Annotated in this window: 25 protein-coding genes, 1 pseudogene and 1 riboswitch; of the genes and pseudogenes, 6 read left to right on the top strand and 20 right to left on the bottom strand. The window is 56.6% G+C overall.

The annotated features are described in order from the left end of the window. Window position 1: 1 nt before the first annotated feature. From cobC to cobO, 9 genes are read right to left on the bottom strand one after another with little or no spacing between them, the layout of a single operon-like run. A complete protein-coding gene (gene cobC, locus QN378_RS13855; RefSeq protein ID WP_322204997.1) occupies window positions 2-571 on the bottom strand; it encodes an alpha-ribazole phosphatase family protein in 570 nt (189 codons plus the stop codon). Then, the gene (gene cobT, locus QN378_RS13860; protein ID WP_322204998.1) at window positions 568-1,620 is read right to left on the bottom strand and encodes a nicotinate-nucleotide--dimethylbenzimidazole phosphoribosyltransferase; all 1,053 of its coding nucleotides are present in this window, start codon (window positions 1,618-1,620) and stop codon (window positions 568-570) included. Before cobT ends, cobC begins: the two co-directional genes overlap by 4 nt. Further along, complete coding sequence (gene cobU, locus QN378_RS13865) at window positions 1,617-2,138, bottom strand: bifunctional adenosylcobinamide kinase/adenosylcobinamide-phosphate guanylyltransferase (protein WP_322204999.1); 522 nt, start codon at window positions 2,136-2,138, stop codon at window positions 1,617-1,619. Before cobU ends, cobT begins: the two co-directional genes overlap by 4 nt. A 1-nt stretch (window position 2,139) precedes the next feature. Further along, window positions 2,140-3,615: a cobyric acid synthase gene (locus QN378_RS13870; protein ID WP_323547108.1), complete on the bottom strand. Its 1,476-nt coding sequence runs from the start codon at window positions 3,613-3,615 to the stop codon at window positions 2,140-2,142. After that, window positions 3,612-4,619, bottom strand: a complete 1,008-nt coding sequence (gene cobD, locus QN378_RS13875) for a threonine-phosphate decarboxylase CobD (protein WP_322205001.1) — start codon at window positions 4,617-4,619, stop codon at window positions 3,612-3,614. Before cobD ends, QN378_RS13870 begins: the two co-directional genes overlap by 4 nt. Then, window positions 4,612-5,520: an adenosylcobinamide-phosphate synthase CbiB gene (gene cbiB, locus QN378_RS13880; RefSeq protein ID WP_323547106.1), complete on the bottom strand. Its 909-nt coding sequence runs from the start codon at window positions 5,518-5,520 to the stop codon at window positions 4,612-4,614. The genes cobD and cbiB overlap by 8 nt, the downstream gene beginning before the upstream one ends. Beyond that, window positions 5,517-6,167: a 5,6-dimethylbenzimidazole synthase gene (bluB, locus tag QN378_RS13885; protein ID WP_322205003.1), complete on the bottom strand. Its 651-nt coding sequence runs from the start codon at window positions 6,165-6,167 to the stop codon at window positions 5,517-5,519. Before bluB ends, cbiB begins: the two co-directional genes overlap by 4 nt. Then, the gene (locus QN378_RS13890; protein WP_323547104.1) at window positions 6,164-7,459 is read right to left on the bottom strand and encodes a cobyrinate a,c-diamide synthase; all 1,296 of its coding nucleotides are present in this window, start codon (window positions 7,457-7,459) and stop codon (window positions 6,164-6,166) included. The genes bluB and QN378_RS13890 overlap by 4 nt, the downstream gene beginning before the upstream one ends. A gap of 10 nt (window positions 7,460-7,469) precedes the next feature. After that, on the bottom strand, window positions 7,470-8,081 hold the full coding sequence (cobO, locus tag QN378_RS13895) for a cob(I)yrinic acid a,c-diamide adenosyltransferase (protein WP_322205005.1): 612 nt from the start codon (window positions 8,079-8,081) through the stop codon (window positions 7,470-7,472). 105 nt (window positions 8,082-8,186) lie between these two features. Next, a riboswitch (cobalamin riboswitch) is annotated at window positions 8,187-8,409 on the bottom strand. A gap of 144 nt (window positions 8,410-8,553) precedes the next feature. Here cobO and QN378_RS13900 point away from each other — a divergent pair. After that, a complete protein-coding gene (locus QN378_RS13900; protein WP_323547101.1) occupies window positions 8,554-9,132 on the top strand; it encodes a hypothetical protein in 579 nt (192 codons plus the stop codon). Between the two features lie 163 nt (window positions 9,133-9,295). After that, window positions 9,296-10,639: a sorbosone dehydrogenase family protein gene (locus QN378_RS13905; RefSeq protein WP_322205007.1), complete on the top strand. Its 1,344-nt coding sequence runs from the start codon at window positions 9,296-9,298 to the stop codon at window positions 10,637-10,639. 107 nt (window positions 10,640-10,746) lie between these two features. On the opposite strand, the gene QN378_RS13910 is transcribed toward QN378_RS13905, so the two are convergent. The 6 genes and pseudogenes from QN378_RS13910 to QN378_RS13935 form a co-directional block, all read right to left on the bottom strand. Continuing rightward, the gene (locus QN378_RS13910) at window positions 10,747-11,289 is read right to left on the bottom strand and encodes a C40 family peptidase (protein ID WP_322205008.1); all 543 of its coding nucleotides are present in this window, start codon (window positions 11,287-11,289) and stop codon (window positions 10,747-10,749) included. Between the two features lie 91 nt (window positions 11,290-11,380). Next, on the bottom strand, window positions 11,381-12,043 hold the full coding sequence (locus QN378_RS13915; RefSeq protein WP_322205009.1) for a C40 family peptidase: 663 nt from the start codon (window positions 12,041-12,043) through the stop codon (window positions 11,381-11,383). Between the two features lie 75 nt (window positions 12,044-12,118). Then, window positions 12,119-12,885, bottom strand: a pseudogene (locus QN378_RS13920) (NAD-dependent deacylase). Window positions 12,886-12,889: 4 nt separating this feature from the next. After that, window positions 12,890-13,594 (bottom strand): DnaA regulatory inactivator Hda, encoded by a 705-nt coding sequence (gene hda, locus QN378_RS13925; RefSeq protein ID WP_322205011.1) that lies wholly within the window; start codon window positions 13,592-13,594, stop codon window positions 12,890-12,892. 279 nt (window positions 13,595-13,873) lie between these two features. Beyond that, complete coding sequence (locus QN378_RS13930; protein ID WP_323547098.1) at window positions 13,874-14,947, bottom strand: AI-2E family transporter; 1,074 nt, start codon at window positions 14,945-14,947, stop codon at window positions 13,874-13,876. 48 nt (window positions 14,948-14,995) lie between these two features. Continuing rightward, entirely contained in the window at window positions 14,996-16,072 is a 1,077-nt protein-coding gene (locus QN378_RS13935) for a DUF2066 domain-containing protein (RefSeq protein ID WP_322205013.1), read from the bottom strand. A 346-nt stretch (window positions 16,073-16,418) separates the two neighbouring features. On the opposite strand from QN378_RS13935, the gene purM reads away from it, so the two are divergent. The 4 genes from purM to QN378_RS13955 all read left to right on the top strand — a co-directional run bounded on the left by purM (window position 16,419) and on the right by QN378_RS13955 (window position 19,479). Next, window positions 16,419-17,477, top strand: a complete 1,059-nt coding sequence (purM, locus tag QN378_RS13940) for a phosphoribosylformylglycinamidine cyclo-ligase (RefSeq protein WP_323547096.1) — start codon at window positions 16,419-16,421, stop codon at window positions 17,475-17,477. Continuing rightward, a complete protein-coding gene (purN, locus tag QN378_RS13945) occupies window positions 17,474-18,124 on the top strand; it encodes a phosphoribosylglycinamide formyltransferase (RefSeq protein ID WP_322206913.1) in 651 nt (216 codons plus the stop codon). The genes purM and purN overlap by 4 nt, the downstream gene beginning before the upstream one ends. Before the next feature lie 8 nt (window positions 18,125-18,132). Next, complete coding sequence (locus tag QN378_RS13950) at window positions 18,133-18,849, top strand: DUF3108 domain-containing protein (RefSeq protein ID WP_322205015.1); 717 nt, start codon at window positions 18,133-18,135, stop codon at window positions 18,847-18,849. A gap of 450 nt (window positions 18,850-19,299) precedes the next feature. Next, on the top strand, window positions 19,300-19,479 hold the full coding sequence (locus QN378_RS13955) for a hypothetical protein (protein ID WP_322165636.1): 180 nt from the start codon (window positions 19,300-19,302) through the stop codon (window positions 19,477-19,479). Window positions 19,480-19,548: 69 nt separating this feature from the next. Here QN378_RS13955 and QN378_RS13960 read toward each other — a convergent pair whose 3' ends face one another. The 5 genes from QN378_RS13960 to cysM form a co-directional block, all read right to left on the bottom strand. Further along, window positions 19,549-20,088 (bottom strand): DUF2058 domain-containing protein, encoded by a 540-nt coding sequence (locus tag QN378_RS13960; protein WP_322205016.1) that lies wholly within the window; start codon window positions 20,086-20,088, stop codon window positions 19,549-19,551. Next, window positions 20,085-20,909 carry a nucleoside triphosphate pyrophosphohydrolase gene (mazG, locus tag QN378_RS13965; RefSeq protein WP_323547092.1) on the bottom strand — a complete coding sequence of 275 codons (825 nt, stop codon included), beginning with the start codon at window positions 20,907-20,909 and terminating at the stop codon, window positions 20,085-20,087. Before mazG ends, QN378_RS13960 begins: the two co-directional genes overlap by 4 nt. Before the next feature lie 102 nt (window positions 20,910-21,011). Further along, window positions 21,012-23,255 carry a GTP diphosphokinase gene (gene relA / locus QN378_RS13970; protein WP_322205018.1) on the bottom strand — a complete coding sequence of 748 codons (2,244 nt, stop codon included), beginning with the start codon at window positions 23,253-23,255 and terminating at the stop codon, window positions 21,012-21,014. Window positions 23,256-23,416: 161 nt separating this feature from the next. Beyond that, the gene (gene rlmD / locus QN378_RS13975) at window positions 23,417-24,772 is read right to left on the bottom strand and encodes a 23S rRNA (uracil(1939)-C(5))-methyltransferase RlmD (protein WP_323547090.1); all 1,356 of its coding nucleotides are present in this window, start codon (window positions 24,770-24,772) and stop codon (window positions 23,417-23,419) included. Continuing rightward, window positions 24,772-25,674, bottom strand: coding sequence for a cysteine synthase CysM (gene cysM, locus QN378_RS13980; protein WP_323547088.1), 903 nt, complete (start codon window positions 25,672-25,674; stop codon window positions 24,772-24,774). Before cysM ends, rlmD begins: the two co-directional genes overlap by 1 nt. Between the last annotated feature and the right edge of the window lie 237 nt (window positions 25,675-25,911).

Raw genomic sequence — 25,911 nt, forward strand, 5'->3', positions numbered from 1 at the left:
TTCATTCGCTCAATACGCCTTGGGCATTGACTTCAACCGAGAGTAGCGCGCCGTGACCGACTTCGACTTGCAATAACTGCTCACGTGGCAACCCCCGCGCTTGAGCCAATAACAAGCGCATTACCCCGCCATGGGTGACCAGCAATATCCGCTCGGTGGCGTATGTCAAGTGCAGACGTTCGACCACCGACACTACTCGAGCAGAGAACGCCAGCAGCGGTTCACCGCCCGGCGGTGTGAAAGCATACGGATTGGCCCAAAACAGCCCCAAATCTTGCGCGTGGGTTTCCATCAACTGCGCTGCGCTGCGCCCTTCCCACTCACCAAAATGCAGCTCTTGCAGACCCGATTCCATGTGCAGCGGCACTCTCAGCGTCTCGGCCAGTTCTTCGGCGAAGCGCGCACAACGTTGCAAGGGCGAACTCACTATGCGATCCCATGGTCCGCCCTCAGTCACCGCCGCACGCATTTGCGCCCAGCCAATATCCGTCAGCGCGTCATCCAGGCTGCCGCGCAAGCCGCCGCCCAACTCGGTTTCGCCGTGGCGCAACATGTCCAGGCGCACTGTCACGCCGGGCGGTCCGCTACCGCAGCTTCAGCGAACGTCGCCATGCCGTTATGCAGTTCGCAGGCCAAGCGCAGCAACGGCACCGCCAACGCCGCACCACTACCTTCGCCCAAGCGCAAGCCAAGGTCGAGGAGCGGTTCAGCCTGCAACACTTCCAACACATGGCGGTGACCGGGTTCGGCGCCACGGTGAGCAAATAGTAGCCAATCGCGGCACGACGGGTTCAAGCGCACAGCGACCAAGGCCGCGACACTGCAAATAAAACCGTCAACCAACACCGCGACGCCTTCTTGAGCACACGCTATATAAGCGCCGACCAAGGCGGCAATTTCATAGCCGCCCACACAAAACATACCGTGCAGCGGGTCACCCGCGTGATCGGCGTGCAGGGCCAACGCACGCTCAATCACCAATGATTTATGAGTAACGCCCGCCGCGTTTAAACCGGTGCCGGGACCGACCAAGAGACTGGCCGGGCGATCCAACAGCAGGCACGCCAACGCACTGGCTGCCGTGGTGTTGCCGATGCCCATCTCGCCCCCGATAAACAATTCAGCGCCGGACGCCACAGCTCGGCGCACGCTATCGCGCCCTGCGTCCATCGCCAGCAAGCCTTGGGCCTTAGTCATGGCCGGACCTTCAACGAAGTTCGCGGTGCCCGCGCCCAAATTCAAATGGCGGACGCCTGGCAGGTTCATCGGCGCAATCGTACCCAAATCCACCACGTCCAACTGTGCTGACAGTTGTTTGGCCAGCACGCTGATTGCTGCGCCTCCGGTTACGAAGTTGTGCAGCATCTGCCCGGTGACTTCTTGGGGAAACGCAGAAACGCCTTCAGCAACGACGCCATGATCGCCGGCAAAAATGGCGATCCACAGGTTATCGACCGCAGGCTTGGTCCGCCCTTGCAGGCCGGCCAGTTGCACCGCGATCCGCTCCAGTTGCCCGAGCGAGCCGGCCGGTTTGGTCAGTTGCTGCTGACGTGCCAAAGCGCTTTCGCGCGTTGGGACGCTGATTGCTTTTGCCGGTTTAAGCCACCAGGAATTAGTCATAATGCGGGTCCTTTCAACGTCAGGGGCAAGCCAGCAACCGTTAACACCACGCGTTGACAACGTTCGGCCAAGGCTTGATGCAGCCATCCGGCTTCGTCGACATAGCGGCGGGTCAGTTCACCGAGGGGCACAACGCCGAGCCCGGTTTCGTTACTGACAAAAATGATTTCGCCCGGAAGTTCAGCAAGGCAGCTCAACAGCGCCTCGCGCTCAACAACCAAGCGTTCGCGATCTTCAAGCATCAACAGGTTGGTCAACCACAGGGTTAAACAATCCACCAACAACAAGCGGTCGGTGTTTGCGTTTTCTCGCAAGACCCGCGCCAGTTCGATTGGCTCTTCAATCAGTCGCCACTGCTCAGGGCGGCGCTGACGATGGAGGGCGATGCGCTGATTCATCTCGCCGTCCAGCGATTGGCTAGTGGCGATGTACGTAACCTCAAGGCAGCTTTTGCCCGCCAAGCCCTCCGCCAAGCAGCTTTTACCAGAACGCGCGCCACCGAGGATTAATTGCAGCATGTCAGCCGACCTCCACCGGAGAATGGGCCAGACCACATAATTCAAGTAACAGCCTGCCATCCAAGTGACTTTCCACCAGATCCGCCAATCGTTCGATATCCCGCTCGCGCATGGCGTGATAATCGACCGCTTGCACATTCTCCAACCCCGCCCAGCGCAACAAGGCGCTACAGGCAGCAGGGGCCTCGAACAGGCCGTGCAAGTAAGTGCCGAGAATTTGCCCGTCTGCGCTTTGCGCGCCATCGCGCCGACCATCATCCAGTTGCACCACCGGGTGTTCCATCGCCTCACCACAAGTCACTCCGGCATGAATTTCATAACCGCTGACCGGCGCGTCCTCCAAAGCAAGCCGACCTTGCACATTGCGCAGTTGTTTCTCTTGTTCTAATACCGTGCTGATGTCCAGCAGGGCCAAACCGGCACTAGATCCCGCAGCACCTTCGAGACCTAGAGGATCGTGGACCTGCTGACCCAGCATTTGCAGCCCACCACAAATACCGATCACTTTGCCGCCATAACGCAGATGACGAACAATGGCGGTGTCCCAACCCTGACTGCGTAAATAAGCCAGATCGCTGCGCACACTTTTTGAGCCCGGCAAGATGATCAAGTCGGCGGCGGGGATGCTCTGACCGGGACCGATAAATTGCAAATTGACCTGTGGGTGCAAGCGCAACGGGTCGAAATCAGTGTGGTTGCTAATGCGCGGCAATACCGGCACCAGCACATTCAGGACTTGTTCGACTTTCTGGGTTTGGCGCTGATCAAGGCCGTCCTCGGCCTCAAGGTGCAGGTCCATAACGTAAGGCAAAACGCCCACTACCGGTTTTCCAGTGCGGGCTTCGAGCCAGTCAAGACCGGGTTGCAGCAGCGCAATGTCGCCGCGAAAGCGGTTGATGACGAAGCCTTTTACCCGTGCTTGTTCGCTGGGAGACAGCAACTCCAGAGTCCCAACCAAATGGGCAAACACGCCGCCGCGATTAATATCAGCGATCAACAAAACCGGGCAATCCACCGCTTCGGCAAAGCCCATGTTGGCGATGTCTCCCGCACGCAAATTAATTTCCGCAGGCGACCCCGCGCCTTCGACCATGACCACGGGGTAAGCCGCACTCAAACGTTGATGGGAGGCCAGCACCGCTTGCATCGCAATCTGTTTATAGGCGTGATACGCCACCGCGTTCATGGTGGTGACCACACGGCCGTGGATGATCACCTGGGCGCCGGTGTCGCTGTTAGGTTTGAGCAGCACCGGATTCATGTCAGTGTGCGGCTCAAGGCCTGCCGCTTGCGCTTGCACTGCCTGTGCTCGGCCAATCTCACCGCCGTCTGCGGTCACTGCGCTGTTGAGTGCCATGTTTTGCGGTTTGAATGGCACGACACTGACACCCTGGCGGGTCAGCCAACGGCACAACGCCGTTACCAGCGTGCTTTTGCCGGCATCAGACGTTGTGCCTTGCACCATCAGCGTGGTCATTGTGCTTCCTTGTTGTAGTCACTGAGCACCTGCTCAAGTCGTTGCCACTGCGCTTCTTGCGCCGGCAGGCCGAACCTTAAACTGCTGTGTTGCGGAGTTTGTGTGTTCATAAATAATCGCAACAGGACGCCACGGCTCCCGCAGAACTCATGCACAGAAATCGCCGATGGGGTAATAAGCCATTGAAACAGCGCACAACCGCCATCCGGCATCAGGCCGTATTGCGTCATCAGCGCAGCCAGTCGTTCGCTGGCCTGCTGCGTGCGTAAACGCTGCTGCCTGTGACCTTCGACATCGCTGAGACACGCCTGCCCAAGCACCCGCGTTGGTCCACTGATGGCCCAAGGGCCGATGTGGCGTTCCAGCACTTTAAGAAACTGCGGTTCGGCAATCACAAACCCTAGACGCGCACCCGCCAGACCGAAGAACTTACCGAACGAACGCAATACGATTAGCCCGACGCGCCAAGTCTCGGCGCTCAAACTTAACTGCGGCGTATTGTCCATAAATGCTTCATCAACTACCAGCCAGCCCCCACGCTCGGCCAACCGCGCATGCCACTCCAAGAGGCGCTCGGGCGCGATGTTTAAGCCAGTGGGGTTGTTGGGATTAACGACGACCAGCACATTAATGCTGTCGAGAAAATAATCCACTTCGTGTTCGAGCATTTCGCGGACTAGAAAACCGCTGCTGCGCCAAGCTTCAGCGTGTTCGGCGTAACAGGGGGACAACACACCGACTTTACCTGACCGACGCAAACGCGGCAGCGCTTGGATCGCACATTGGGAACCAGGCACCGGCAACACATGTTTGGCACCGTAATAAACACAGGCGGCCGCTTCAAGACCGTCCCCAGTTTCCGGCAAGCGTGCCCATGCACGTGTCGGGATCTCGGGAATTGGCCACGGCCACGGCGCAATGCCACTGGACAAGTCCAGCCAATGCTCTTCGGCGATGCCATAGCGCACAGCCGCCTCTTTCAAGCGGCCCCCGTGTTCAAGCATAAAACTCAGCTCCCACGCACACGATCAACAACCATAACCAGACTCCGCGCTGGACCAGTTGCCAGCCACGATCAATCGATTGGGCATCGGCCGCAGCGCCTTCGCCTAGCTGTGGACGCTGATGCAGCTCGCCGTGATAAATCGCCGCCCCGCCTAGCTCCACATTCAATGCTCCAGCGCCAGCGGCCATTACCGGGCCGGCATTGGGACTGTCCCAGAGTGGCGCTTGATCACGCCAGCAGCGTAACGCCAGCCGAGTGTTGCCCAACACGGCGTAGGTCAACGCCACCAACCGTGCCGGAAGGTAATTTAAAAGATCATCGATTTTCGCCGCCGCCCAGCCAAAACGCTCGAAACGTTCGTTGCGATACCCCCACATTGCATCCAGAGTATTGCTCAGGCGGTACAACACTACGCCCGGCACACCGGCAATCAAAAACCAGAACAATGCAGCGAACACTGCATCGCTGCCATTTTCCAACACCGATTCAGTCGCGGCGCGGGCCACTTCAGTTGAGTCCAGCTCCGCCGTCTGTCGGCTGACCAAGTACGATACCCGGCGCCGCGCTTCATTCAAATCATCGCCACGCAACGCCTTGGCCACCGGCTCTACATGCTCGCCAAGGCTGCGCAAACCCAGCGCGCAATACAGCGCTGTCACGTCTACCAGCCAACCGACATAGGGCAACCAACTTAACGCCGTCGCCAGCAACGTCAACGGCACAACCGCAATGAACCAGGCGGTAACGCCATGGCTGCGCCATCCACGTCCAGCCGCATTGAAGCGCTGCTCAATTCGATCGGCAAAGCGCCCGAAGGCCACCAACGGGTGTGCGCGTTTCGGCTCGCCCAGCAGCGCATCCAACGCGACCCCGGCGACGCTCAATAACGCAACACTCATCGGGTCACACCCCACTGGTTCTCATACAGCAACTCGCTCAATGGCCGTATCTGCGCCCAACCTTCCAAGGCCAGCATCGGCGCCGGATAGAATTCGGCCACCGGTCCCAGGCATAGAACTGCCAGTGGTTTGGCCCCGGCTGGCATGCCCAGTAAGTCAGCCAATGCCTGGGGCTCGAACAACGACACCCAACCCATGCCCAATCCTTCGGCGCGAGAGGCTAGCCACAGATTTTGAATCGCACAAGACAAGGACGCCATGTCCATTTCCGGCAAGGTACGGCGACCAAAAATATGCCGTTCGCGGTCGTCCATCAACGCGGCGACCAAGACTTCCGCGCATTCATTGATGCCTTCGACTTTGAGCTTCATGAAGTCGTCCGCGCGCTCGCCCAGGGCTTGAGCGGTACGAATTCGCTCTTCCTCGACTTGCGCCTGAATACGCGCGCGCAACTGCGGGTCGCTGATTCGAATAAAGCGCCACGGCTGCATCAAGCCCACGCTGGGCGCCTGATGGGCCGCTTCCAAAAGACGCGCCAACAATTGGGGGGCCACTTCGCCGCCGATGAAGTGCCGCATGTCTCGGCGTTCGGCAATTGCACGGTACACCGCTGCACGTTCGTCAGGGCTGAAAGCCAGATCATTCATGGTTTGAAAAGCGCCGCAACCGCGTGGGGGTTGGAAGGAAAATAGAAGTGGACATAAGACGCAGTCATCCGACCGTCACGGTAAACCGCCTCGGCACCGCGCCCACCGTTGGGGCTCAGGCCACGGGCGATGGGTTGCAACTCGGTGCTGGTCAGCGAATGGTGATACGTGTGCCCGCGCAAGACGCCTTCGGGCAATTCGACAGCTTGTAAGGCTAACGCGGCTAAACGCTTCTGCATCACCGCTTCGCCGGTCAATAGACCCACCAATTCGGCACGTTGGCCGTCGACGTCGGTCAATGCGTCGAGCAGATAAAGCATGCCGCCGCACTCCGCCAACAACGGCTTGCCAGCCACATGGTGCGCACGTATGGCCGCCAGCATGGGCCGGTTTTGTCCCAGTGTTACGTGGTGCAACTCCGGGTAACCGCCGGGTAGATACAGGCTGTCAGCAGCGGGAATCCGAGTGTCACGGATAGGCGAGAAAAACGACAGCTCGGCACCCATAGCCCGCAGTAAATCGAGGTTAGCGCCGTAGAGAAAGGCAAACGCCTCGTCATGGGCGACAGCAATCGTGATGCCTGCCAGCGACGGTTCAGTCTCGACAACTTTGGGGGCTGCGAACTCGACCGGCGGTGGCAAAGCTACCTCACAGGTGCTGGCTAATGCAGCTGCGGCTGCATCAAGGCGGGCGTCCAGATCATTCAGTTCGCTGGCCTGGACCAAGCCCAAATGACGGCTCGGCAATTCGATCCCGGTTTCCCGCGATAAAGCGCCATACCAACGCAATCCTTCGGTGAGGCTGCCTTCCAGCAATTGCGCATGCCGCACAGTGCCAACCCTATTGGCCAACACCCCAGCAAACGGCAGGTCCGGTTGATAAAGCGCCAGACCCAAGGCTAATGCACCAAAGGTTTGGGCCATCGCCGTGCCGTCGATCACCGCCAACACCGGCACCCCGAAGTGGCGCGCCAGGTCGGCACTTGAGGGTGTGCCGTCGAACAGTCCCATGACGCCCTCAATCAGAATCAGGTCAGCTTCGCCCGCAGCCTCCCACAACAGACGGCGACTTTCATCGGCACCGACCATCCATAAATCCAGCTGATAAACCGGCGCGCCACTGGCCCGCTCAAGGATCATCGGGTCGAGAAAGTCCGGGCCGCATTTGAATACGCGCACGGTGCGCCCTTGATTGCGGTGCAGACGCGCTAAGGCAGCGGTGACCGTGGTTTTACCCTGACCAGAGGCAGGCGCGGCGATTAACACCGCCGGGCAATGACGCGGCGCTCTCATAAAAGGTTACTCACAACTCAATGCCTTTCTGTGCGCGGATTCCGGCCTGAAAAGCGTGCTTGACGACGCTAATGTCAGAAACAGTGTCGGCCAAGTCGATCATTTCAGGTTTGGCACCGCGACCGGTTACCAGCACGTGCTGCATGGGCGGGCGGCCTTGCAGATCGCTGAGTACTTTTTCCAGATCCAGGTAACCATGTTTGAGGGCGATGTTCAGCTCATCGAGCACGATCAGACCGATGGTCGGATCACGGAGCATTTCTTGTGACACTGCCCAAGCGGCTTCTGCGGCGGTGATGTCGCGCTGGCGATCCTGTGTTTCCCAAGTAAAGCCTTCGCCCATGACGTGATACCGAACCTGCTCAGGGAAACGTCGGAAAAACAACTCTTCCCCCGTGCTGTTGCGGCCTTTGATGAACTGCACAACGCCGCATTGCATACCGTGCCCCATGGCCCGGGCGAGCATGCCAAATGCAGAGCTGCTTTTACCTTTGCCATTACCGGTCAATACCAGCAACAGACCGCACTCGTCAGGTGAACTGGCGATGCGTTCGTCGATCACGGCTTTTTTGCGCTGCATGCGCGCCAAATGGCGTTCGTCACGTTCGGGGGATTCGTTCATCTCAGCTCTCCGCTTGAGCAGGGCACGCGATAGCAAACGGAAGGCACAGAAATTGACTGCCAGCACGGCCAATGAAAAGCCCTGCGCAGAGCATCGCCCGCCGTGATGCTGTTGGATGGATCAGGCCGGTCTCCGGGCTCATGAGTGGGAACGCCCCGCTATGCGCCTTCCCATGTCTTTTTCGGACACAGTGGCTGAGTGCATAGCTTCGACTCATTTACCGTTGCGGGGGCAGCGCCGGGATCGACCGCTTGACGCGTCCTCACCGGCTTCCCTGTTTCACTTCGCCAATCGTAGATTGCGAAGCACCTGAAACATGTCGCGAAGGGTAGAGGGTTGGGGGTATAGCGTCAATCAACGCGCCATGTGCTTTGTTCACCCAGCGGTCAAAACCAGGCAGCAAGCCGTTGTTGGCTAATTTGATATCAAAAGGCCATACTTCTGATAGCATCCAAAAAACAAGGTAGGCGCCATGCGCGGCTTGATCATCAGCAACCCGAGACTGGAATTCCTTCGTCCCGCCTTAGAATGCTGGTTCGATTGCATCGACCGTTACAGTCAGGTCATGGGAGAAGGTGAATGCACGCATTGGTTTGACGAACGCACCAACCTCGGCATGCTCTCCAGCGCCGCGTGGATGGCCCGGATGGTCACGCTAGAACATGCCCCCAGTAAGAAACAACAGGACGATGGTAATCGAAGCGCCCGAACTGGCCTGTTTGTTGCGACATCGGATGACAGCGCATATATCCAAGCCACTCAACGCTGGCCATATTTTGGCGAAATAAACCTGACCCCCGCGCTGCTGGATATCGTCGGTGATGCCAAAAAAACCAGTTATGCAAACCACCTCAAACTCGGCGGTCTCTTCGTTACACCACGTAAAATCATGCAGAGCGTCACAGTCGAAGAGCTGGAAGATTTCGTCGAAGATTTGCAAAAACAACACGCCTGCGCCGTCGTGTGGTATTTCCCTTATGGTTACCGCAACCTGCACAACGAAGAGGGCCAATACTTCCCCGGCCTCGCACTGTTATTAAGAGCAGCCTGATCAGCGCTTTTCTTGCTTGATGACAAATGGATCGGAGCTCTGCGATCCATGGCTTAAACGCCGACCCACCTCTCACTCAGCCAATCCCGCGAGAAAGGTTGAACCTCGACGGTTTAATTGCCTCTATCTCCTTACGCGCCCCTTCGCCTTTATGGAGTTCAATATGCCCCTGCTCAGACCCCAGATAGTTGTTTTTTTGCTAATGGCCCTTGGCATTACTGCATGCGGTGAAACGTCCCAACTTAAAGTAGCCGATGGCATGGGTCCGACGCCGATGTTGCCAGAGCCCAACAAAACACTGATTCCGACGGTCAATATTGCCCCCGCCGTGGGCTGGGCCAAGGGCGCGAAACCGGTCGCGGCAGCAGGCACCCAGGTATCTGCGTTTGCCGAAGACTTGGACCATCCACGCTGGCTATACGTCCTGCCTAACGGCGACGTACTGGTCGCCGAAACCAATTCGCCCGCCAAACCCGATGATTCTCCGGGTATTCGCGGTTGGATCATGAGAAAAGTCATGGGCCGTGCAGGTGCAGGCGTACCTAGCGCTAACCGGATCACCCTGCTGCGAGACAGCAACCATAGTGGCGTGGCTGACACGCGCACGGTTTTTTTGCAGGGCCTTAATTCGCCGTTCGGTATGACGCTGGTGGGTAACGATTTTTATGTCGCCGACACTGACAAATTGCTGCGTTATCACTATGAAAACGGCCAGACCGCTATCCGTGGTGAACCGACAACCGTGACCGATCTGCCGGCAGGTACGATCAATCACCACTGGACCAAAAATGTCATTGCCAGCAAGGACGGCAAGAAGCTCTACGTCACCGTGGGTTCTAACAGTAACGTCGGGGAAAACGGCCTCGACAAAGAGCTAGGTCGAGCGTCGATCTGGGAAGTTGATGCCGCCACCGGAGCCCACAGAATCTTCGCCTCCGGCCTTCGCAACCCTAATGGCATGGATTGGGAGCCGCAGACCGGGAAATTATGGACTGCGGTTAATGAGCGCGATGAGATTGGCAGCGATCTGGTGCCTGACTATGTGACCTCGGTCAAAGACGGCGCCTTTTATGGCTGGCCATTCAGTTACTACGGCCAACATGTCGACATCCGCGTTAAACCACAGAACCCGCAACTGGTGGCCACGGCCATTTCGCCCGATTATGCGGTGGGCCCGCACACTGCATCATTGGGCATGACTTTCGCTGACGGAAAATCTTTACCAGCACCCTTCAACCAAGGGATGTTCATCGGCCAACACGGCTCCTGGAACCGCAATCCGCACAGCGGTTATAAAGTACTGTTCGTTCCGTTCGCCAATGGCAAACCATCTGGAACGCCGGTGGACCTCTTGAGCGGCTTTTTAAACAATGACGACAACGCCCAAGGCCGCCCGGTTGGGGTTGTCAATGATCAACATGGCGGAGTATTGGTAGCGGACGATGTGGGTAACAAAGTTTGGCGGGTGACGGCGGCCAAAACACAACAAGCAGTCGCTACGCCTTAATAGTTTGACTATCGCTGGGCCGGCTAGCTCAATGGACCGATCTTGAGCAAGCCCGCCCTTTGGTCACTGCGCAACTGCATGCGACGACGGAGCGGCAGAAGTCGTTGCTAAGGATTACGCGCCAAGTGCTCTGGATGGATCACCCGCTTGGCGTTGAGGTAGGCTTTTTGCCAATAAGGTTTGGACAAACTATCTAGCCGCACCGTGCCGCCTGTAGCGGGTGCGTGCACGAAACGCCCTTCTCCGACGTAGATTCCGGCGTGGCTCACGGTTGAGCCGCCGCCGGTGGCGAAGAACAGCAGATCACCCGACTGCAAAGCATCGCGGTCTACATTGGGCGCATGCATGCTGAGCATTTCGTGGGTCGAACGCGGTAGCGCAATGCCAGCCGCGTCACGGTAGACGTAACCAATCAAACCACTGCAATCAAATCCTGAATCGGGAGTGTTACCGCCCCAATGATAGGGCGTGCCGACCAATCCCAGTGCACGAAAGAGCACATCTTCGGCAGCCGGAGAAGAGTATTCGGAAGGGGCATAAGCCACGGACTGGATCACCCGTGGAGTTTGAGGCGACGGAGCATGGCCAGCGCACGCGCTAAGCAATGCCACCAAAACACCTAATGAGCCAAGACGTAACCTATTCGACATAAACACAACAACCTGATCTGGATGCGGCTTACTGTGCCAAGAGCCGAAAGCGCGCATAGTAAGCCGGTAGCGGCTTACCCGCCCCGGCCATTTACTGGTGTCGGGTCTGAATTGTAGTCGGAGCCATGGCTAACGCACGTTTGGCTTCGATAAATGTCTTTTTCCAGTAACTGTCATCCAGGCTATCTACCCGAACACCGCCGCTGCGCGTGCTGCTGGAATGAATGAATTGGTCATCACCCAAGTAAATACCTGCATGACTGACGCGACCACGGCCTTTGGTACTGAAGAACAGGAGGTCGCCCGGCTTGAGGTCGTTACGCGCTACCAAAGGCGCTTTTACGTTGATCATTTCGCGCGTGGAACGCGGTAGAGTCATGCCCGCTTGTTCGCGGAACAGGTACCCGATGAAACCGCTGCAATCGAAACCGGACTCCGAGCTGCCGCCTGCACGGTATCGCGTACCAATCAGCGACATCCCGCGCTCAAGAATGCTGTCCGCTAGAACGGGCATCCGATAAGGCTTACTGCTTGCGAATTCGGCCAGTTCTTTTTCGGTAATTAGCTCATCCGAGAACAAGGCGCCAGCATTATCAGACCCATCGGCGATCTGCGAAATATGTGCAGACTGCGCGGTCATTGAACCCTGAGAGTGCTGCTGTTGTTGCTGTTGCGAGACGGGCATCTGTGCCGCGCAACCAAAAAGGAATGTAACCAGTGCGAGGGGCACGAGGGGTGCGAACCGAGTTAGCATGTGCACGACCGTGGTTGATATGTAAAGAAGCCGAGACTATGCCCTCTATCGACCTCATTTGCAAATTCAATCGATCTAGATGTGACTTATCAGCGACTCCATAACCTCTAAGGCTCTACAGCCCAGAAACACATCCATTGCGGCGCTGTGATCGGTGCGCTGTGGATTTATCTCTGCGGTAAAGCCTCCGGCAACCCTTGCGCGCAATACCGGCTCGTGGATGTAAGGAAAGCTGGCTGTGGTGCCGATCGTCAATACGGCATCAAATCCCTTGCCCATCTCTTCGTACAACGTCTCTAGCGCCCGCTCGGGTAGCATTTCCTGAAACAGCACCACTGGCGGACGCAGTACCCCCTGGCACTTTTTGCACAGCGGCGGTAACGGTCGTTGCAGGTGCTCACTCAATTCGGAATCGACTTCGCCGCAGGATTGGCAAAACAACGGGGACAGCTGGCCGTGGATTTCAATCAAGCGCTCAGACGGACTGCCCGCCGCCCGATGATAGCCATCGACATTTTGCGTCAACACCCAGCATTCAGGCTTGAGTCGCTGCAACTGAGCGATAGCGTAATGTGCGGCATTGGGTTTTGCGCCGAGACAGGCTCTCCCAGCTCCGCGATGTATTTCCAGCACAAGGCGGGATCGCGGTGCAGCATCGGCCCGGACAGCGCCATTTCGATAGGCAGACCGTCCGCCGTCGTGCCGTTATAAAGACCGCCTAAACCGCGGTAGGTAGGCAAACCAGAATCAGCCGACAAGCCAGCTCCAGTTATCACCAATATGCGCTGAGCGTGCCGAAGCGCCGCCGCCGTTTGCAACAGCAGATCGCGTGCTACTACCACAGGTTTACCAACCCAGCGTCTCTTTCAAAAAAGGAATGGTCAGCTTGCGCTGTGCCTGCAACGACGCCTGATCCAGGCGCTCCAACAGCTCGAACAATGCGCTCATGCTGCGAGTGCCACGGGTCAGAATGAAATGACCGACTTCATCAGTCAGGTGCAAGCCACGGCGTGAGGCACGAAGCTGAAGGGCGCGCAGCTTGTCTTCGTCAGACAACCCGCGCATCTGGAAAACCAGGGCCATGGTCAGACGTGATTTCAGATCCAGCAGCTTGATCGGTAACTCCCGGGGCGATTGAGACGCCGCAATTAGCAAACGGCGGCCGCTATCGCGCAGGCGATTGAACAGGTGAAATAACGCCTCTTCCCATTCTGGCTTGCCAACCACCGCTTGCAGATCATCCAGACACACCAGCTCGTACCGCTCAAGGCTATCGAGGAGCTTGACCCCTTCACCGATTAGGTCCGCCAATGGCAAATAAACTGCCTGCTCGCCCAGTTGCTCGAATCGCAGGCAAGCGGCTTGCAGCAGATGAGTACGGCCGACGCCGTCTTTGCCCCATAAATAAATCAGGCTTTCGGTCCAGCCGGCATCGGCTTCGCAAAGTCGCTCGACATAGCCGAGTGCTGCGGCATTAGCGCCGGGATAATAATTGATGAAAGTGGCGTCATCACGCAGACGCACACCCAAGGGCAGCTGAATCGGTTTCATGCTGGCTGAACGGTTCAGGCGAACCGTTGGGGGCCTCTGTGTAAAGTGCGCAAAGTTTATACCGGTGACGCTGGGCACACAATGCGGTAGCAAAATCAAAGGTTTGCCAAGCCTGTCGTAACGGCGCTCATCTGTAAAAAGTGCCGAAGGCTGCGATAAGGGCGGCACCACCTTCAGTGGCGTCGCTAAAACCGACAGTGCCGTTGAATTGCAGCCTTTGGCGGTTCCTACATAGCGCTCTGATAATTCAAAAGATTGAGATTACGGAGAAATTTATCTCTACAAATCAAGATCTTCCGTTCCGTCATAGATGTCCGACTTTTTATAAGCGTCATGAGCATGGCGCACGACAACCATAATCACGGCTGCTACCGGCAGCGCCAGCAACACCCCGGTAAATCCAAATAACTCACCACCCGCCAGAATCGCAAAAATGACCGCAACCGGGTGCAGGCCGATTCGGTCGCCCACCAGCAACGGCGTCAGCACCATGCCTTCGAGCGCCTGCCCTATGAGGAATACCGCAACAATGCCAATCATCGGGTACAGATCGCCGCCAAACTGAAATAACCCGGCAATTATCGCCGCGCCGATCCCAATCACGAACCCCATGTACGGGACGATGGCGGCGAGACCGGCAATCACGCCAATCAATAGCCCCAACTCCAGCCCGACCAACATCAAGCCCGCTGCGTAAATAAATCCCAAGGCGACCATGACCAACAACTGCCCGCGAATAAATGCGCCTAAGACTTCGTGGCATTCGCCGGCCAACTTGACGATTTGTCCTTCGCGATGACGCGGCAACAGGCTACGCACTTTTGCCATCATCACGTCCCAGTCCCGCAACAGGTAGAAGCACACCACCGGGATCAGCACCAGATTGGTGAGCAACCCTATCAGCGCCAAGCTTGATGCAGTGGCTTGCGCCAGGACGACACCAACAATGTCGCCGGTCTGGCCCATGTGTTCCGAGATAGCGGACTTGACCTTATCGAACTTCCAGAAACCCTCCGCCAGACCCAACTTGGCCTGCGTCCACGGCAATGCCGTGTGCTGCAACCAATCGAGAATTTGCGGGGCAAGTTGATACAGTCGAAACAGTTGCTTGGCGAGCATGGGTACTAACACCAACAACAAAGTCATGAACACCAAGGTGAACAGCGTAAACACCACTACTACGCCCAGCGTGCGCGATAATCCGACGGTTTCCAGGCGATCGACCAAAGGGTCTGCCATGTACGCCAGAAGTAGCGCGATCAAAAACGGAGTCAGAATCGGGTGCAGCAAAAATACAAATACGCACAGCAGGGCAACCCCACCAATCCAGAACCAACGACGTGTATCAGCCATTACCGCCCCTTAACACCCGAGAATTAAAACGTTATGCAACATTCGTATCTACCAGCGGAAATTTAACTGCTGCGATGAGGACGACGGCTGTGCGGGCACAACAGGCGCTATTGCGCCAGCAACGACAGGCTGGATTGGTGCCAATGGCACTATCTCGCTGGCCGGAACTTCTTGTAACTTAGCCAGTGACAACTGTGACCGCAATTGGTCAGCACTGCCGCTAAGGTCATAGGTAATGGAATCCCCCTCCACGGTTTTCAGCTTCGCACCAAACGGATCCAGCAACCGGCCCAATTGCGCGTAGCGCTCCAGAGTCATGCCTTGCACGTGCAACACCAAACCGGTCGATATTCCGGGCTTGACCACAAAATGCGGGGCAAGGCGCTCGCTCACCGCTAGCATCACCGCGTCGGCCAATGCTGCGGTATCTACACCCGTGGCGGTGCCTTGCTCACGTTGTGACCCCAGCCATAGACGCCATACCCCCTGCCACTTCCCGTTATCTTCACGGGCATGCACGGCAAGCAAGGCATCAGCGCCGTATCGATCGGAGGCGGACTTTAAAGGAGCGGAGTCTGTGCCTTCGAGGTTCTTCGCGGTGGCGACAATTTGCTCACTCAAGTCAGCCAGTGGTAAACGTAGCGGCAGGCCACGGTGCTGCGCAGCGCGGCGCAGGGGTTCAGCCAACGCCTGTCCATCGCCAACCAAATTAGAACCGTCCGATGCATCGTTCAACCACCAGCCTAAAATGGTCGGGCGGTTAGTGCCCCACAATGGAAGGCCTGCTTTGCGTAACGAATTGTCGGCACTGACCGGGTCGAAATCCACCAGCAAGCTTTCCGGCGGGCCTGCTTCATAGCCATATTTGCTAATGATCTGCTGCGGATCTTTGCGCACCTCAGACAAACCGGCACTTTGCGCAGCCTTCGGGTCTCCGGTCAGGCGCAAAACCAGGGTTTCGAGGGCGCGCTGGGTCGCTTGCGTGCGCTCTTCAGGAGATTGCCCGGTAACCGGTTCGCGCACTTGGTACAGATTGCTGACGGTTTCGGCAAAGCCGGGCAGGCTGACAAGCGAGAGGCAGCTGGCAAACAGCAGCTTAGAAAAACACTGGGTAGGAAGACGCATTGAGGATTCCCGAAGGCCAAAAATGACAAAAAATTAAACGCATGAGACAACTAGTGCGGTTGAGACCACGCAGCAGGACGAATCATTCACAAATAATCATAGCCACACCTTATACAGGCGCCGACGAACGAGCCAGCGCGAGTACATAGATGAATTATTTTCTTCTCAGAAGCCTGTCGGTCGGCCTAAGGATGGCCGCTGCTCTGTAAGCCTGATAAAATCGCGCGCCTTCACAGACTGACGAAGGCTGCGGCCCCTAAAATAAAGCGTTATCTTGCACGCATTGTTTTTTGAACGGCCCTGTTTCGCCAGTCGAATCCCCGAATCCCCCCTAAAGGCCTGGATTATGAGCAAGCAACCCTCCCTGAGCTACAAAGACGCCGGTGTAGACATCGACGCCGGTGAAGCATTGGTTGAGCGCATCAAAAGCGTTGCCAAGCGCACCAAGCGTCCGGAAGTCATGGGCGGCCTGGGTGGTTTCGGCGCCCTTTGCGAAATCCCGGCTGGGTACAAGCAACCGGTATTGGTTTCCGGCACAGATGGCGTGGGCACCAAGCTGCGTCTGGCGCTGAACCTCAATAAACACGACACCATCGGCATTGACCTCGTGGCGATGTGCGTCAACGATCTGATTGTATGTGGTGCAGAGCCGCTGTTCTTCCTTGATTACTACGCCACCGGCAAGCTAAACGTCGAAACGGCGACCCAAGTCGTGACCGGCATTGGCGCAGGCTGCGAACTGGCAGGTTGCTCGCTGGTAGGCGGCGAAACGGCTGAAATGCCAGGCATGTACGAAGGCGAAGATTACGATCTGGCCGGCTTCTGCGTTGGCGTTGTGGAAAAAGCCGACATCATCGATGGCTCGAAGGTCGCGGTTGGTGACGCACTGCTGGCCCTGCCGTCTTCCGGCCCGCACTCGAACGGCTACTCGCTGATCCGCAAGATTATCGAAGTCGCCGGTGCCGATATCGAAGCCATCCAGCTCGACGGCAAGCCGCTGACCGATCTGTTGATGGCGCCGACTCGTATCTACGTCAAGCAGTTGCTCAAGTTGATCAAGGACACAGGCGCAATCAAGGCGATGGCGCATATCACGGGCGGCGGTCTGCTGGACAACATCCCGCGCGTATTGCCCAAGGGGACTCAGGCCGTGGTCGACGTTGCCAGCTGGCAACGTCCGGCGGTATTCGACTGGTTGCAACAGCAAGGCAATGTCGCTGAAACAGAAATGCACCGTGTCCTCAACTGCGGCGTTGGCATGGTCATCTGCGTTGCTCAAGAACACGTCGACATCGCATTGCACGTGCTGCGTGAAGCAGGAGAGCAGCCATGGGTTATTGGTCAGATCGCGAAAGCCGTTGAAGGCCAAGCGCAGGTCGAGTTAAAAAACCTCAAGGCACACTGATGTCAACGTGTGATGTGGTGGTGCTGTTATCCGGCACCGGCAGTAACTTGCAAGCCATGATCGACCGCCTCCAAGGCGTCGATCAACCGGCCAGGATCTGCGCGGTGATCTCCAACCGTGCAGATGCCTTCGGGCTGCAGCGCGCCAAAGCCGCAGGCATCGAAACCCGTGTTCTGGACCACACGGCATTTGAGTGTCGTGAGGCCTTCGATGCCGCACTGATCGAGTTGATTGACACCTTCGAACCTAAGCTCGTAGTACTGGCCGGCTTCATGCGAATCTTGAGCACCACGTTCGTTCGCCACTATCACGGCCGCTTGATCAATATTCACCCATCCCTGCTTCCACGCTATAAAGGCTTGCACACTCACCAGCGGGTATTGGAAGCTGGCGACAACGAGCACGGCTGCAGCGTGCATTTCGTGACGGAGGAACTCGATGGAGGTCCTCTGGTCGTACAGGCAGTCGTTTCGGTTAAGTCGGATGATTCAACCAGCAGCCTGGCGCTGCGCGTTCATGCTCAGGAACATGAAATTTATCCGCTAGCCATTCGCTGGTTTGCCGAAGGCCGATTGAGGCTTGGCGAACATGGCGTCTCGCTGGACGGCCAGTTACTTGAGGCCCGTGGCCACTTGATTCGAACTTAGGAGATACTATGCGTCGCGCTTTGCTGTTCGCTTTCGCCTTGCTCGCACTGCCTGCTGTTCAGGCCACTGACCTGCAACCCTACTCTGCTTCGTACACTGCTGACTGGAAGCAACTGCCCATTAGCGGCGGCACCGCTCAACGCAGCCTAGTAAAAAATGCCAACGACACTTGGACCTTGAGCTTCAAGGCTTCGATGATGATCGCTAGCCTGACTGAAGGCAGCACGCTGAAAATCGACAAAGACACGCTGCTACCTCAGACCTACAATTTTGAGCGCGGCGGCCTGGGTAAATCCAAGACCATTGAAATGAACTTCGACTGGGCGGCGAAAGTAATCAACGGCACAGACCGCGGCACCGCGTTCACCGTTCCGCTCAACCGCGGCATTCTCGACAAATCGACGTATCAGTTGGCATTGCAGAACGATGTCGCCGCGGGCAAAAAAAGCATGAGCTATCAGGTCGTCGATGGCGATGAGGTCGATACCTATGACTTCCGAGTGCTGGGCTCAGAAAAGGTTTCCACCAAGGCGGGCCAAGTTCAGGCAATCAAAGTTGAGCGCGTGCGTGATCCAACACAAAGCAAACGCACCACGGTGATGTGGTTCGCTAAAGATTGGGACTACCTGCTGGTCCGCTTGCAACAGGTTGAAACCGATGGCAAGGAATACAACATCATGCTGCAAGACGGGACTGTAAACGGCCGGACAGTCAAAGGCAGTTAATTGACTTGAAAACACGCGACTCCAGGGCCCCGCTTTTTAGCGGGGCTTTTTATGACTGCAACTTAAGCACATATTTAGAACATGCCGAAGGCTGACGATTCGTCAGGACCCCGGTGGATGGCTTAAACCGCTGGAGGTCATGCCGAGCTTATCGCGGCCTTCGGCAGCTCGCTAAATGTCCAGGGTTCGCCGCACAACAGCGCGGTGTCGAAAACGGGGCAGCATCTCCCACGTGACTTTGGCCGAAACTGACCGAGAGCTGTTTGAGTAAACTTTTCTTCATACTGACTTCTTCTGCCGCGCGCCCTTACATCTCGCGACCCAGAGCTATTTTTTCATTTTTTGCAAAGGTGAATTGCAAATAAAAGCTATTTACTTAGGTTGCTAACAAAATATATAAAAGACCCCTGCGACGCGTTGTCGCAGACATAAGTGTTAGGAGTCTTCTAGATGACCGTAAAAGTTACTGAACGCGACTTTTCCCACCTTTCCCATGAAAGCCAGGCCTCTGGCCAGCAGGTCTGGGATGTACATCAACAGGACTTGTTGGTTGGGATGTTCCATAACGAGACGGAAGCTCATCAATACAAAGCCGAGTTGGAAGACCTGGAAAGCCAGCGCACATCGTAAGACGTCATTTCGGAATCGCATTAAAAACAAAACCCGCCGCGGCGGGTTTCGTTTATTTGGCACAGAGGCTTACCACATCAGGTCATCAGGCACCTGATAAGCCGCGTACGGGTCATCCGCATCTGGCGCTTCCGTTGGCACGTTAAGCAATACAATTCGGCGTGGATCGCGCTCCTGAATCTTCAGCGCAGCTTCACGAGGGATAATCTCGTAAGCGCCCGCGTGATGAACGATGGCCAACGAACCTGCACTGAGCTTGTTACGCATCAAGGCATTGACCGAGATACGCTTGACCTTCTTATCGTCGACAAAGTTGTAATAGTCTTCGGTGGTCAGCTTCGGCAAGCGCGACACTTCGATCAACTGCTTGACCTGGGCGGCACGAGCTTTTTGCTCGACCTTCTCCTGCTGTTGACGATTGAGCTCCTGATCCCGCTTGGCCTTCTCAGCCATGACCTCCTGGGCCGCACGCTTCTGGGAATCATCAGCGTCTATCTGGCCCTTGTGCACCAGACGCTGTTCTTTCTGCTTATCTTTGCCGACCTGCTTGGCCTGCTTTTGATTGACCAAGCCTGCTTTGAGCAACTGATCGCGAAGGGAAATACTCATGGTGCGTTCTTTTCCTGACGTTTGGCTTCGCCCCACAGAGCGTCCAATTCTTCGAGGGTGCAATTTTCTATGGGACGGTGGGTTTCGCGCAATACCTGTTCGATGAATCGAAAGCGTCTTTCGAATTTAGCGTTGGCTGCACGCAAGGCCGTTTCTGGATCGATTTTGAGGTGACGGGCCAAGTTGACCACCGAAAACAGCAAATCGCCGATCTCTTCGGCAACCCTCTCGGTATCGTCATCAGCCATGGACTCCAGCACTTCGTCGAGCTCTTCGCGAACCTTGTCGAGCACCGGCAAGGCATCGGGCCAGTCGAATCCAACCTGGGCTGCGCGCTTCTGCAATTTTACCGACCGAGACAAAGCTGGCAATGCGTTTGGCACATCGTCCAGCAGCGATAATTGCTCCGGCGCCTCGGCCTTTTCCGCACGCTCTTGAGCCTTGATTTCTTCCCAGCGCTGTTTGACCTGGGCTTCGTCCAAGCGGGGAGCTTCCAGAGGCGTATATATATCGCCCGTGGGGAACACATGCGGATGACGACGTATCAGTTTGCGCGTAATGCTGTCGACCACACCGTCGAATTCGAAGCGACCTTCTTCACGGGCCAGCTGGCTGTAATACACCACCTGAAACAACAAATCGCCCAACTCGCCCTGTAAATGATCAAAGTCACCGCGCTCAATCGCATCGGCAACTTCATATGCTTCTTCCAGGGTATGCGGAACAATGCTGGCGTAAGTCTGTTTGATATCCCACGGACAGCCGAATTGCGGATCACGCAGTCGGGCCATGAGGTGCAGTAAGTCTTGGAGGTTATGCATGAACTTCCCTTCAGTTACTGCCTCAAGCGGCAATCTTCAAGCGGCAAGTTGAGGCTGTTTATTCCTTTCTTGCAGCTTAAAGCTTGCCACTTGATGCTGCTTTTAAGGCGTTCTGTTACGCCGGGTTTCGATGATGTTTGGCAACTGGGAAATTCGCCCCAGCAAACGCCCTAATGCGTCCAGCCCCGGAATCTCGATCGTCAGCGACATGAGTGCCGTGTTGTCTTCCTTGTTTGAGCGGGTGTTGACCGCCAATACGTTGATCCGCTCGTTGAGCAGAACCTGGGAAACGTCACGCAGCAAACCGGAGCGATCGTAGGCGCGGATAACGATGTCCACCGGGTAAGTGAGCACTGGCACCGGCCCCCAACTGACCTGAATAATCCGCTCAGGCTCGCGGCCACCCAATTGCAGTACCGACGCACAATCCTGACGGTGAATGCTGACGCCACGGCCTTGTGTAATGTAACCGACGATCGCATCGCCAGGCAGTGGCTGGCAACAACCGGCCATTTGCGTCATCAGGTTGCCGACGCCCTGAATTTGAATATCACCGCGTTTGCCTGGCTTGTATCCGGTGGCCTTGCGGGGGATCAGTTCAATCTGTTCGTTGCCACGTTCCGGCTCGACTAACTGCTGCGCCAAGTTGACCAATTGCGCTAAACGCAGATCGCCAGCCCCCAGAGCGGCAAACATGTCATCGGCAATTTTCAGGTTGGCTTTTTCCGCCAACTTGTCGAAGTCCACTTGCGGCAGCGCCAGTCGCGCGAGTTCACGTTCAAGCAGTGTCTTACCAGCAGCGACGTTTTGATCGCGGGCCTGTAGTTTGAACCAGTGTACGATCTTGGCTCGCGCCCGAGACGTGGTGATGTAACCCAGGTTCGAGTTCAACCAATCACGACTCGGTGTTCCGTGTTTTCTGGTGATAATCTCGACCTGCTCACCAGTCTGCAGGCTGTAGTTGAGCGGCACGATGCGCCCGTTGATCTTCGCCCCGCGACAGTTATGGCCAATCTCGGTGTGCACCCGATAAGCGAAGTCCAGCGGCGTTGAGCCTCTGGGCAAGTCAATGGCGTGGCCATCCGGGGTGAACACATAAACCCGGTCCGGCTCGATATCGACCCGCAACTGGTCTGCCAAGCCACCGATATCGCCCAGCTCTTCATGCCACTCAAGAACCTGACGAAGCCAGGAGATTTTTTCCTCGTAATGATTTGACCCGGATTTGACGTCGGTACCTTTGTAGCGCCAGTGCGCGCAAACTCCCAGCTCCGCCTCCTCATGCATGGCGTGAGTGCGGATTTGCACTTCCAATACCTTACCTTCAGGGCCAATAACCGCCGTGTGCAGCGAGCGGTAGCCATTTTCCTTGGGGTTGGCGATATAGTCGTCGAATTCTTTGGGAATGTGCCGCCACAGCGTATGCACGATACCCAACGCGGTGTAGCAATCGCGCACCTCGGGTACCAGCACCCGTAACGCACGCACGTCATAGATCTGGCTGAATTCCAGCCCTTTGCGCTGCATTTTGCGCCAGATCGAATAAATGTGCTTGGCACGACCGCTAATGTTGGACTTCACACCGGTGGCCAGCAGCTCGTTTTCAAGTTGACCCATAACATCGCTGATAAACCGCTCGCGGTCGAGACGACGTTCATGGAGCAGTTTGGCAATCTGTTTGTACTGATCAGGCTCCAAGTAGCGGAATGACAGATCCTCCAACTCCCACTTGATGTGACCAATGCCTAAACGGTGAGCCAGCGGTGCATAAATATCGAATACTTCCCGGGCAACCCGGTTGCGCTTTTCCTCAGCAGCGTTTTTCACCGCACGAATAGCGCAAGTGCGTTCCGCTAGCTTGATCAGCGCAACACGTACGTCATCGACCATGGCCACAAGCATCTTGCGCAGGTTTTCTACCTGCGCTTGGCTGCCCAGTACCAAAGACTGACGAGGACTGAGACTGGCGCTGATTGCGGCCATACGCAGCACGCCGTCGATCAGTTTCGAGACCGTCGGGCCGAAGCGTTGGGTGACCTCTGGTAGTTGAATCTTGCCTTCACGCACCCCTCGGTAGATGACCGCAGCTATCAAGGAGTCTTGATCCAGTTTGAGGTCCGCGAGGATTTCGGCGATTTCCAGGCCAGCCTGAAAACTTGAGGTGCCTTCTGCCCAAAGATTTTTTGAGGCATTGTCTTGCTGCTCGGCATGACGGGCAAACTCGCACGCTTCCTTCAATGCTTGTCGGTCTAATGCGAGGTCGACGCTGACTACATGATCGAGCCATGCATCGAGATTGATACTGCCATCGGTGTTGATCGGCTGGTGCGCTCTCACCTGTACCATGTTGCTTACCTTCCCTACGGCGCGATGAAAAGCGCCTTTAGTCGCTGACCTTCTTGAGCAAACGCTCCCTGCTAGGCTGGCGGGGGCTGTGCGTTCGCGGGTCAGTCGGATTAAACGAGATTCCCTGTAGACGGTCGACTCATTTCCTTAAGCCGTACTGCTTACTTACTCGTCTCAAATAAAGCCATCGCCTCGACATGTGCCGTCTGCGGAAACATATCGAGGATACCGGCACGTTTTAATCGGTAGCCTTGCTTGATCAATTCGACAGTGTCGCGCGCTAAAGTTGCCGGGTTGCATGACACATAAAGCAACCGTTGGGCACCTAAAGTAGAAACCTTGCGCACGACCTCAAAAGCACCATCGCGCGGCGGGTCCAAGAGTACCGCAGAAAAACGCTCTGCGGCCCAGCTTGCGTCTGCCAGCGGTTGCGATAAATCCGACTGAACGAACATCACGTTATGCAGATCATTACTCACCGCATTGGCACAAGCCCGCTCCACCATGGTCGCAACACCTTCTACCGCCACCACTTGCCGGGCTTGTTTGGCCAGCGGTAAGGCAAAATTACCCAATCCACAGAACAGATCGAGAATACGCTCATCGGCCTTCGGTGCCAGCCATTCCATCGCCTGCGCAATCATCGCCGCGTTAACAGCAGCGTTGACCTGAATGAAGTCGCCAGGCCGGTACGCCAGCTGCAAATCCCACTGTTCGAGTCGATAGCCCAAAGCTTGCGTAGGGTCCACCGGTTGCGGCGCCCCCTCACCGTGCAACCACAGCTGCGATTGATGTGCAGCGCAAAACCTGTGCAACAACGCCAGATCTGCCTCGGCTAGCGGTGCAGTATGGCGTAACAACACGGCCGTCGATGAACCACTGAACAACTCAACGTGACCCAACACCTGAGGCTTGCTGAACTGCCGCAACATGGCCGGTAACTGCGCCATGATCGGCTGCAAAGCGTGTACCAACACCGGACATTCGTCGATACCCACGATGTCTTGACTCGATGCCGCACGGAACCCCACGTCCAATCGCTTTGTTTTAGCGTCCCAACGTACGGCCACTCGCGCCCGGCGACGGTAGGCAAACTCAGGACCGGTCAACGGCACCGCCCACTCATCGGGCTCGACGCCCGCGACGCGGGTCAATTGCTCGGCGAGCATGCGCTGTTTGAGGGCAAGTTGTTCGTCATGGGATATATGCTGAACGCTGCAACCGCCACAACGACCGAAATGCACGCATGGGGCCAACCGGCGCATGGCGCTGGCTTGAAACACCCGTTCAGTGCGCGCTTCAACGACTTTGCCGTGAGCATTCAGCACACGGGCTTCCACTTCTTCTCCGGCCAGGCTACCGCTAACAAACCAGGTGCGGCCTTCAAAAAAAGCAATGCCACGGCCGTCATTAGCTAATCGCTCAATGGTCAGGCGTTGTTTTTTACCGGTAGGCACTTGCGGCGCTTTGGTGCCGCCAGTGGGCTGAAAACGAAGGCCACGTTCTTGCTTGGCCATCAGTTAGGTTCGTCGTAGACGCCGGTCGACAAGTAACGGTCGCCTCGGTCACAAATAATAGCGACCATGACCGCATTCTCGACTTCACGGGATAACCGCAACATGCCGGCCACCGCTCCGCCTGAAGACACACCGCAAAAAATCCCCTCCTCCCGAGCCAGCTTACGCATAACGTCTTCGGCTTCGGCCTGGGCCATATCGACAATCCGGTCCACGCGATCCGCTTGATAGATGCGCGGTAAATACTCTTGCGGCCAGCGCCGAATACCGGGGATCGACGCACCGTCCATGGGCTGCAAGCCGATGATCTGTACGTCGGGATTTTGCTCCTTGAGGTATCGGGAGACACCCATGATAGTGCCTGTCGTGCCCATGGAACTGATGAAGTGGGTAATGGTGCCACCCGTCTGCTGCCAGATTTCCGGGCCGGTGCTGGTGTAATGCGCTTCGGGGTTATCACCGTTTGCGAATTGATCAAGCACCTTGCCACGGCCTTCGGCCTCCATACGTTCAGCCAAGTCGCGGGCGCCTTCCATGCCCTGCTCCTTACTGACTAAAATTAACTCGGCGCCATAGGCAGTCATTGCAGCTTTACGCTCGGCGCTGGCGTTGCTCGGCATGATCAAAATCATCCGATAGCCTTTGATCGCAGCGGCCATGGCCAATGCGATGCCCGTATTGCCCGAGGTCGCTTCGATTAGCGTATCGCCCTGATGGATCTGCCCGCGTAGTTCGGCGCGGGTAATCATCGACAGCGCCGGGCGGTCTTTCACCGAGCCGGCGGGGTTGTTGCCCTCAAGCTTTAACAGCAGGGTGTTAGAGGTTTCACCGGCCAAACGTTGTAAACGCACCAGTGGGGTGTTGCCGACGCAATCGGCGATGGTTTGATACTGCAAGGTCATGGCGTTTTCGCAATCCAGACTGCGGGGCGCCTATCATAACGGCAAACGTCAAAACCCCATATCACGCAAAATGTGCGGCCTATAACTGAACGCTATAACGCAGCGTAGGTGCTCACTTTCTGTAGGGGATGCCCTAGCGTCTTCGCCGCCGCTCTGTCGCGCAACAAACGCAGGACAACTGTAGAAGCAGGCTTGTCTGCGAAAAGGTCCATCCATCGCGCCGCCGATGTCGACCTG

The organism is Pseudomonas sp. 10S5, assembly GCF_035019745.1.
Lineage (GTDB): Bacteria > Pseudomonadota > Gammaproteobacteria > Pseudomonadales > Pseudomonadaceae > Aquipseudomonas.

Coding starts and splice junctions, on each gene's coding strand:
- mazG (WP_323547092.1), bottom strand. CDS start 20,909: ATGCATAACCTCCAAGACTTACTGCACCTCATGGCCCGACTGCGTGAT.
- cobT (WP_322204998.1), bottom strand. CDS start 1,620: ATGACTAATTCCTGGTGGCTTAAACCGGCAAAAGCAATCAGCGTCCCA.
- cysM (WP_323547088.1), bottom strand. CDS start 25,674: ATGACCTTGCAGTATCAAACCATCGCCGATTGCGTCGGCAACACCCCA.
- hda (WP_322205011.1), bottom strand. CDS start 13,594: ATGAAACCGATTCAGCTGCCCTTGGGTGTGCGTCTGCGTGATGACGCC.
- cobO (WP_322205005.1), bottom strand. CDS start 8,081: ATGAACGAATCCCCCGAACGTGACGAACGCCATTTGGCGCGCATGCAG.
- relA (WP_322205018.1), bottom strand. CDS start 23,255: ATGGTACAGGTGAGAGCGCACCAGCCGATCAACACCGATGGCAGTATC.
- QN378_RS13910 (WP_322205008.1), bottom strand. CDS start 11,289: ATGTCGAATAGGTTACGTCTTGGCTCATTAGGTGTTTTGGTGGCATTG.
- QN378_RS13870 (WP_323547108.1), bottom strand. CDS start 3,615: ATGACCACGCTGATGGTGCAAGGCACAACGTCTGATGCCGGCAAAAGC.
- QN378_RS13935 (WP_322205013.1), bottom strand. CDS start 16,072: ATGCGTCTTCCTACCCAGTGTTTTTCTAAGCTGCTGTTTGCCAGCTGC.
- cbiB (WP_323547106.1), bottom strand. CDS start 5,520: ATGAGTGTTGCGTTATTGAGCGTCGCCGGGGTCGCGTTGGATGCGCTG.
- cobU (WP_322204999.1), bottom strand. CDS start 2,138: ATGCTGCAATTAATCCTCGGTGGCGCGCGTTCTGGTAAAAGCTGCTTG.
- QN378_RS13905 (WP_322205007.1), top strand. CDS start 9,296: ATGCCCCTGCTCAGACCCCAGATAGTTGTTTTTTTGCTAATGGCCCTT.
- rlmD (WP_323547090.1), bottom strand. CDS start 24,772: ATGGCCAAGCAAGAACGTGGCCTTCGTTTTCAGCCCACTGGCGGCACC.
- bluB (WP_322205003.1), bottom strand. CDS start 6,167: ATGAATGATCTGGCTTTCAGCCCTGACGAACGTGCAGCGGTGTACCGT.
- QN378_RS13955 (WP_322165636.1), top strand. CDS start 19,300: ATGACCGTAAAAGTTACTGAACGCGACTTTTCCCACCTTTCCCATGAA.
- QN378_RS13930 (WP_323547098.1), bottom strand. CDS start 14,947: ATGGCTGATACACGTCGTTGGTTCTGGATTGGTGGGGTTGCCCTGCTG.
- QN378_RS13915 (WP_322205009.1), bottom strand. CDS start 12,043: ATGCTAACTCGGTTCGCACCCCTCGTGCCCCTCGCACTGGTTACATTC.
- QN378_RS13900 (WP_323547101.1), top strand. CDS start 8,554: ATGCGCGGCTTGATCATCAGCAACCCGAGACTGGAATTCCTTCGTCCC.
- QN378_RS13890 (WP_323547104.1), bottom strand. CDS start 7,459: ATGAGAGCGCCGCGTCATTGCCCGGCGGTGTTAATCGCCGCGCCTGCC.
- QN378_RS13950 (WP_322205015.1), top strand. CDS start 18,133: ATGCGTCGCGCTTTGCTGTTCGCTTTCGCCTTGCTCGCACTGCCTGCT.
- purM (WP_323547096.1), top strand. CDS start 16,419: ATGAGCAAGCAACCCTCCCTGAGCTACAAAGACGCCGGTGTAGACATC.
- QN378_RS13960 (WP_322205016.1), bottom strand. CDS start 20,088: ATGAGTATTTCCCTTCGCGATCAGTTGCTCAAAGCAGGCTTGGTCAAT.
- cobD (WP_322205001.1), bottom strand. CDS start 4,619: ATGCTTGAACACGGGGGCCGCTTGAAAGAGGCGGCTGTGCGCTATGGC.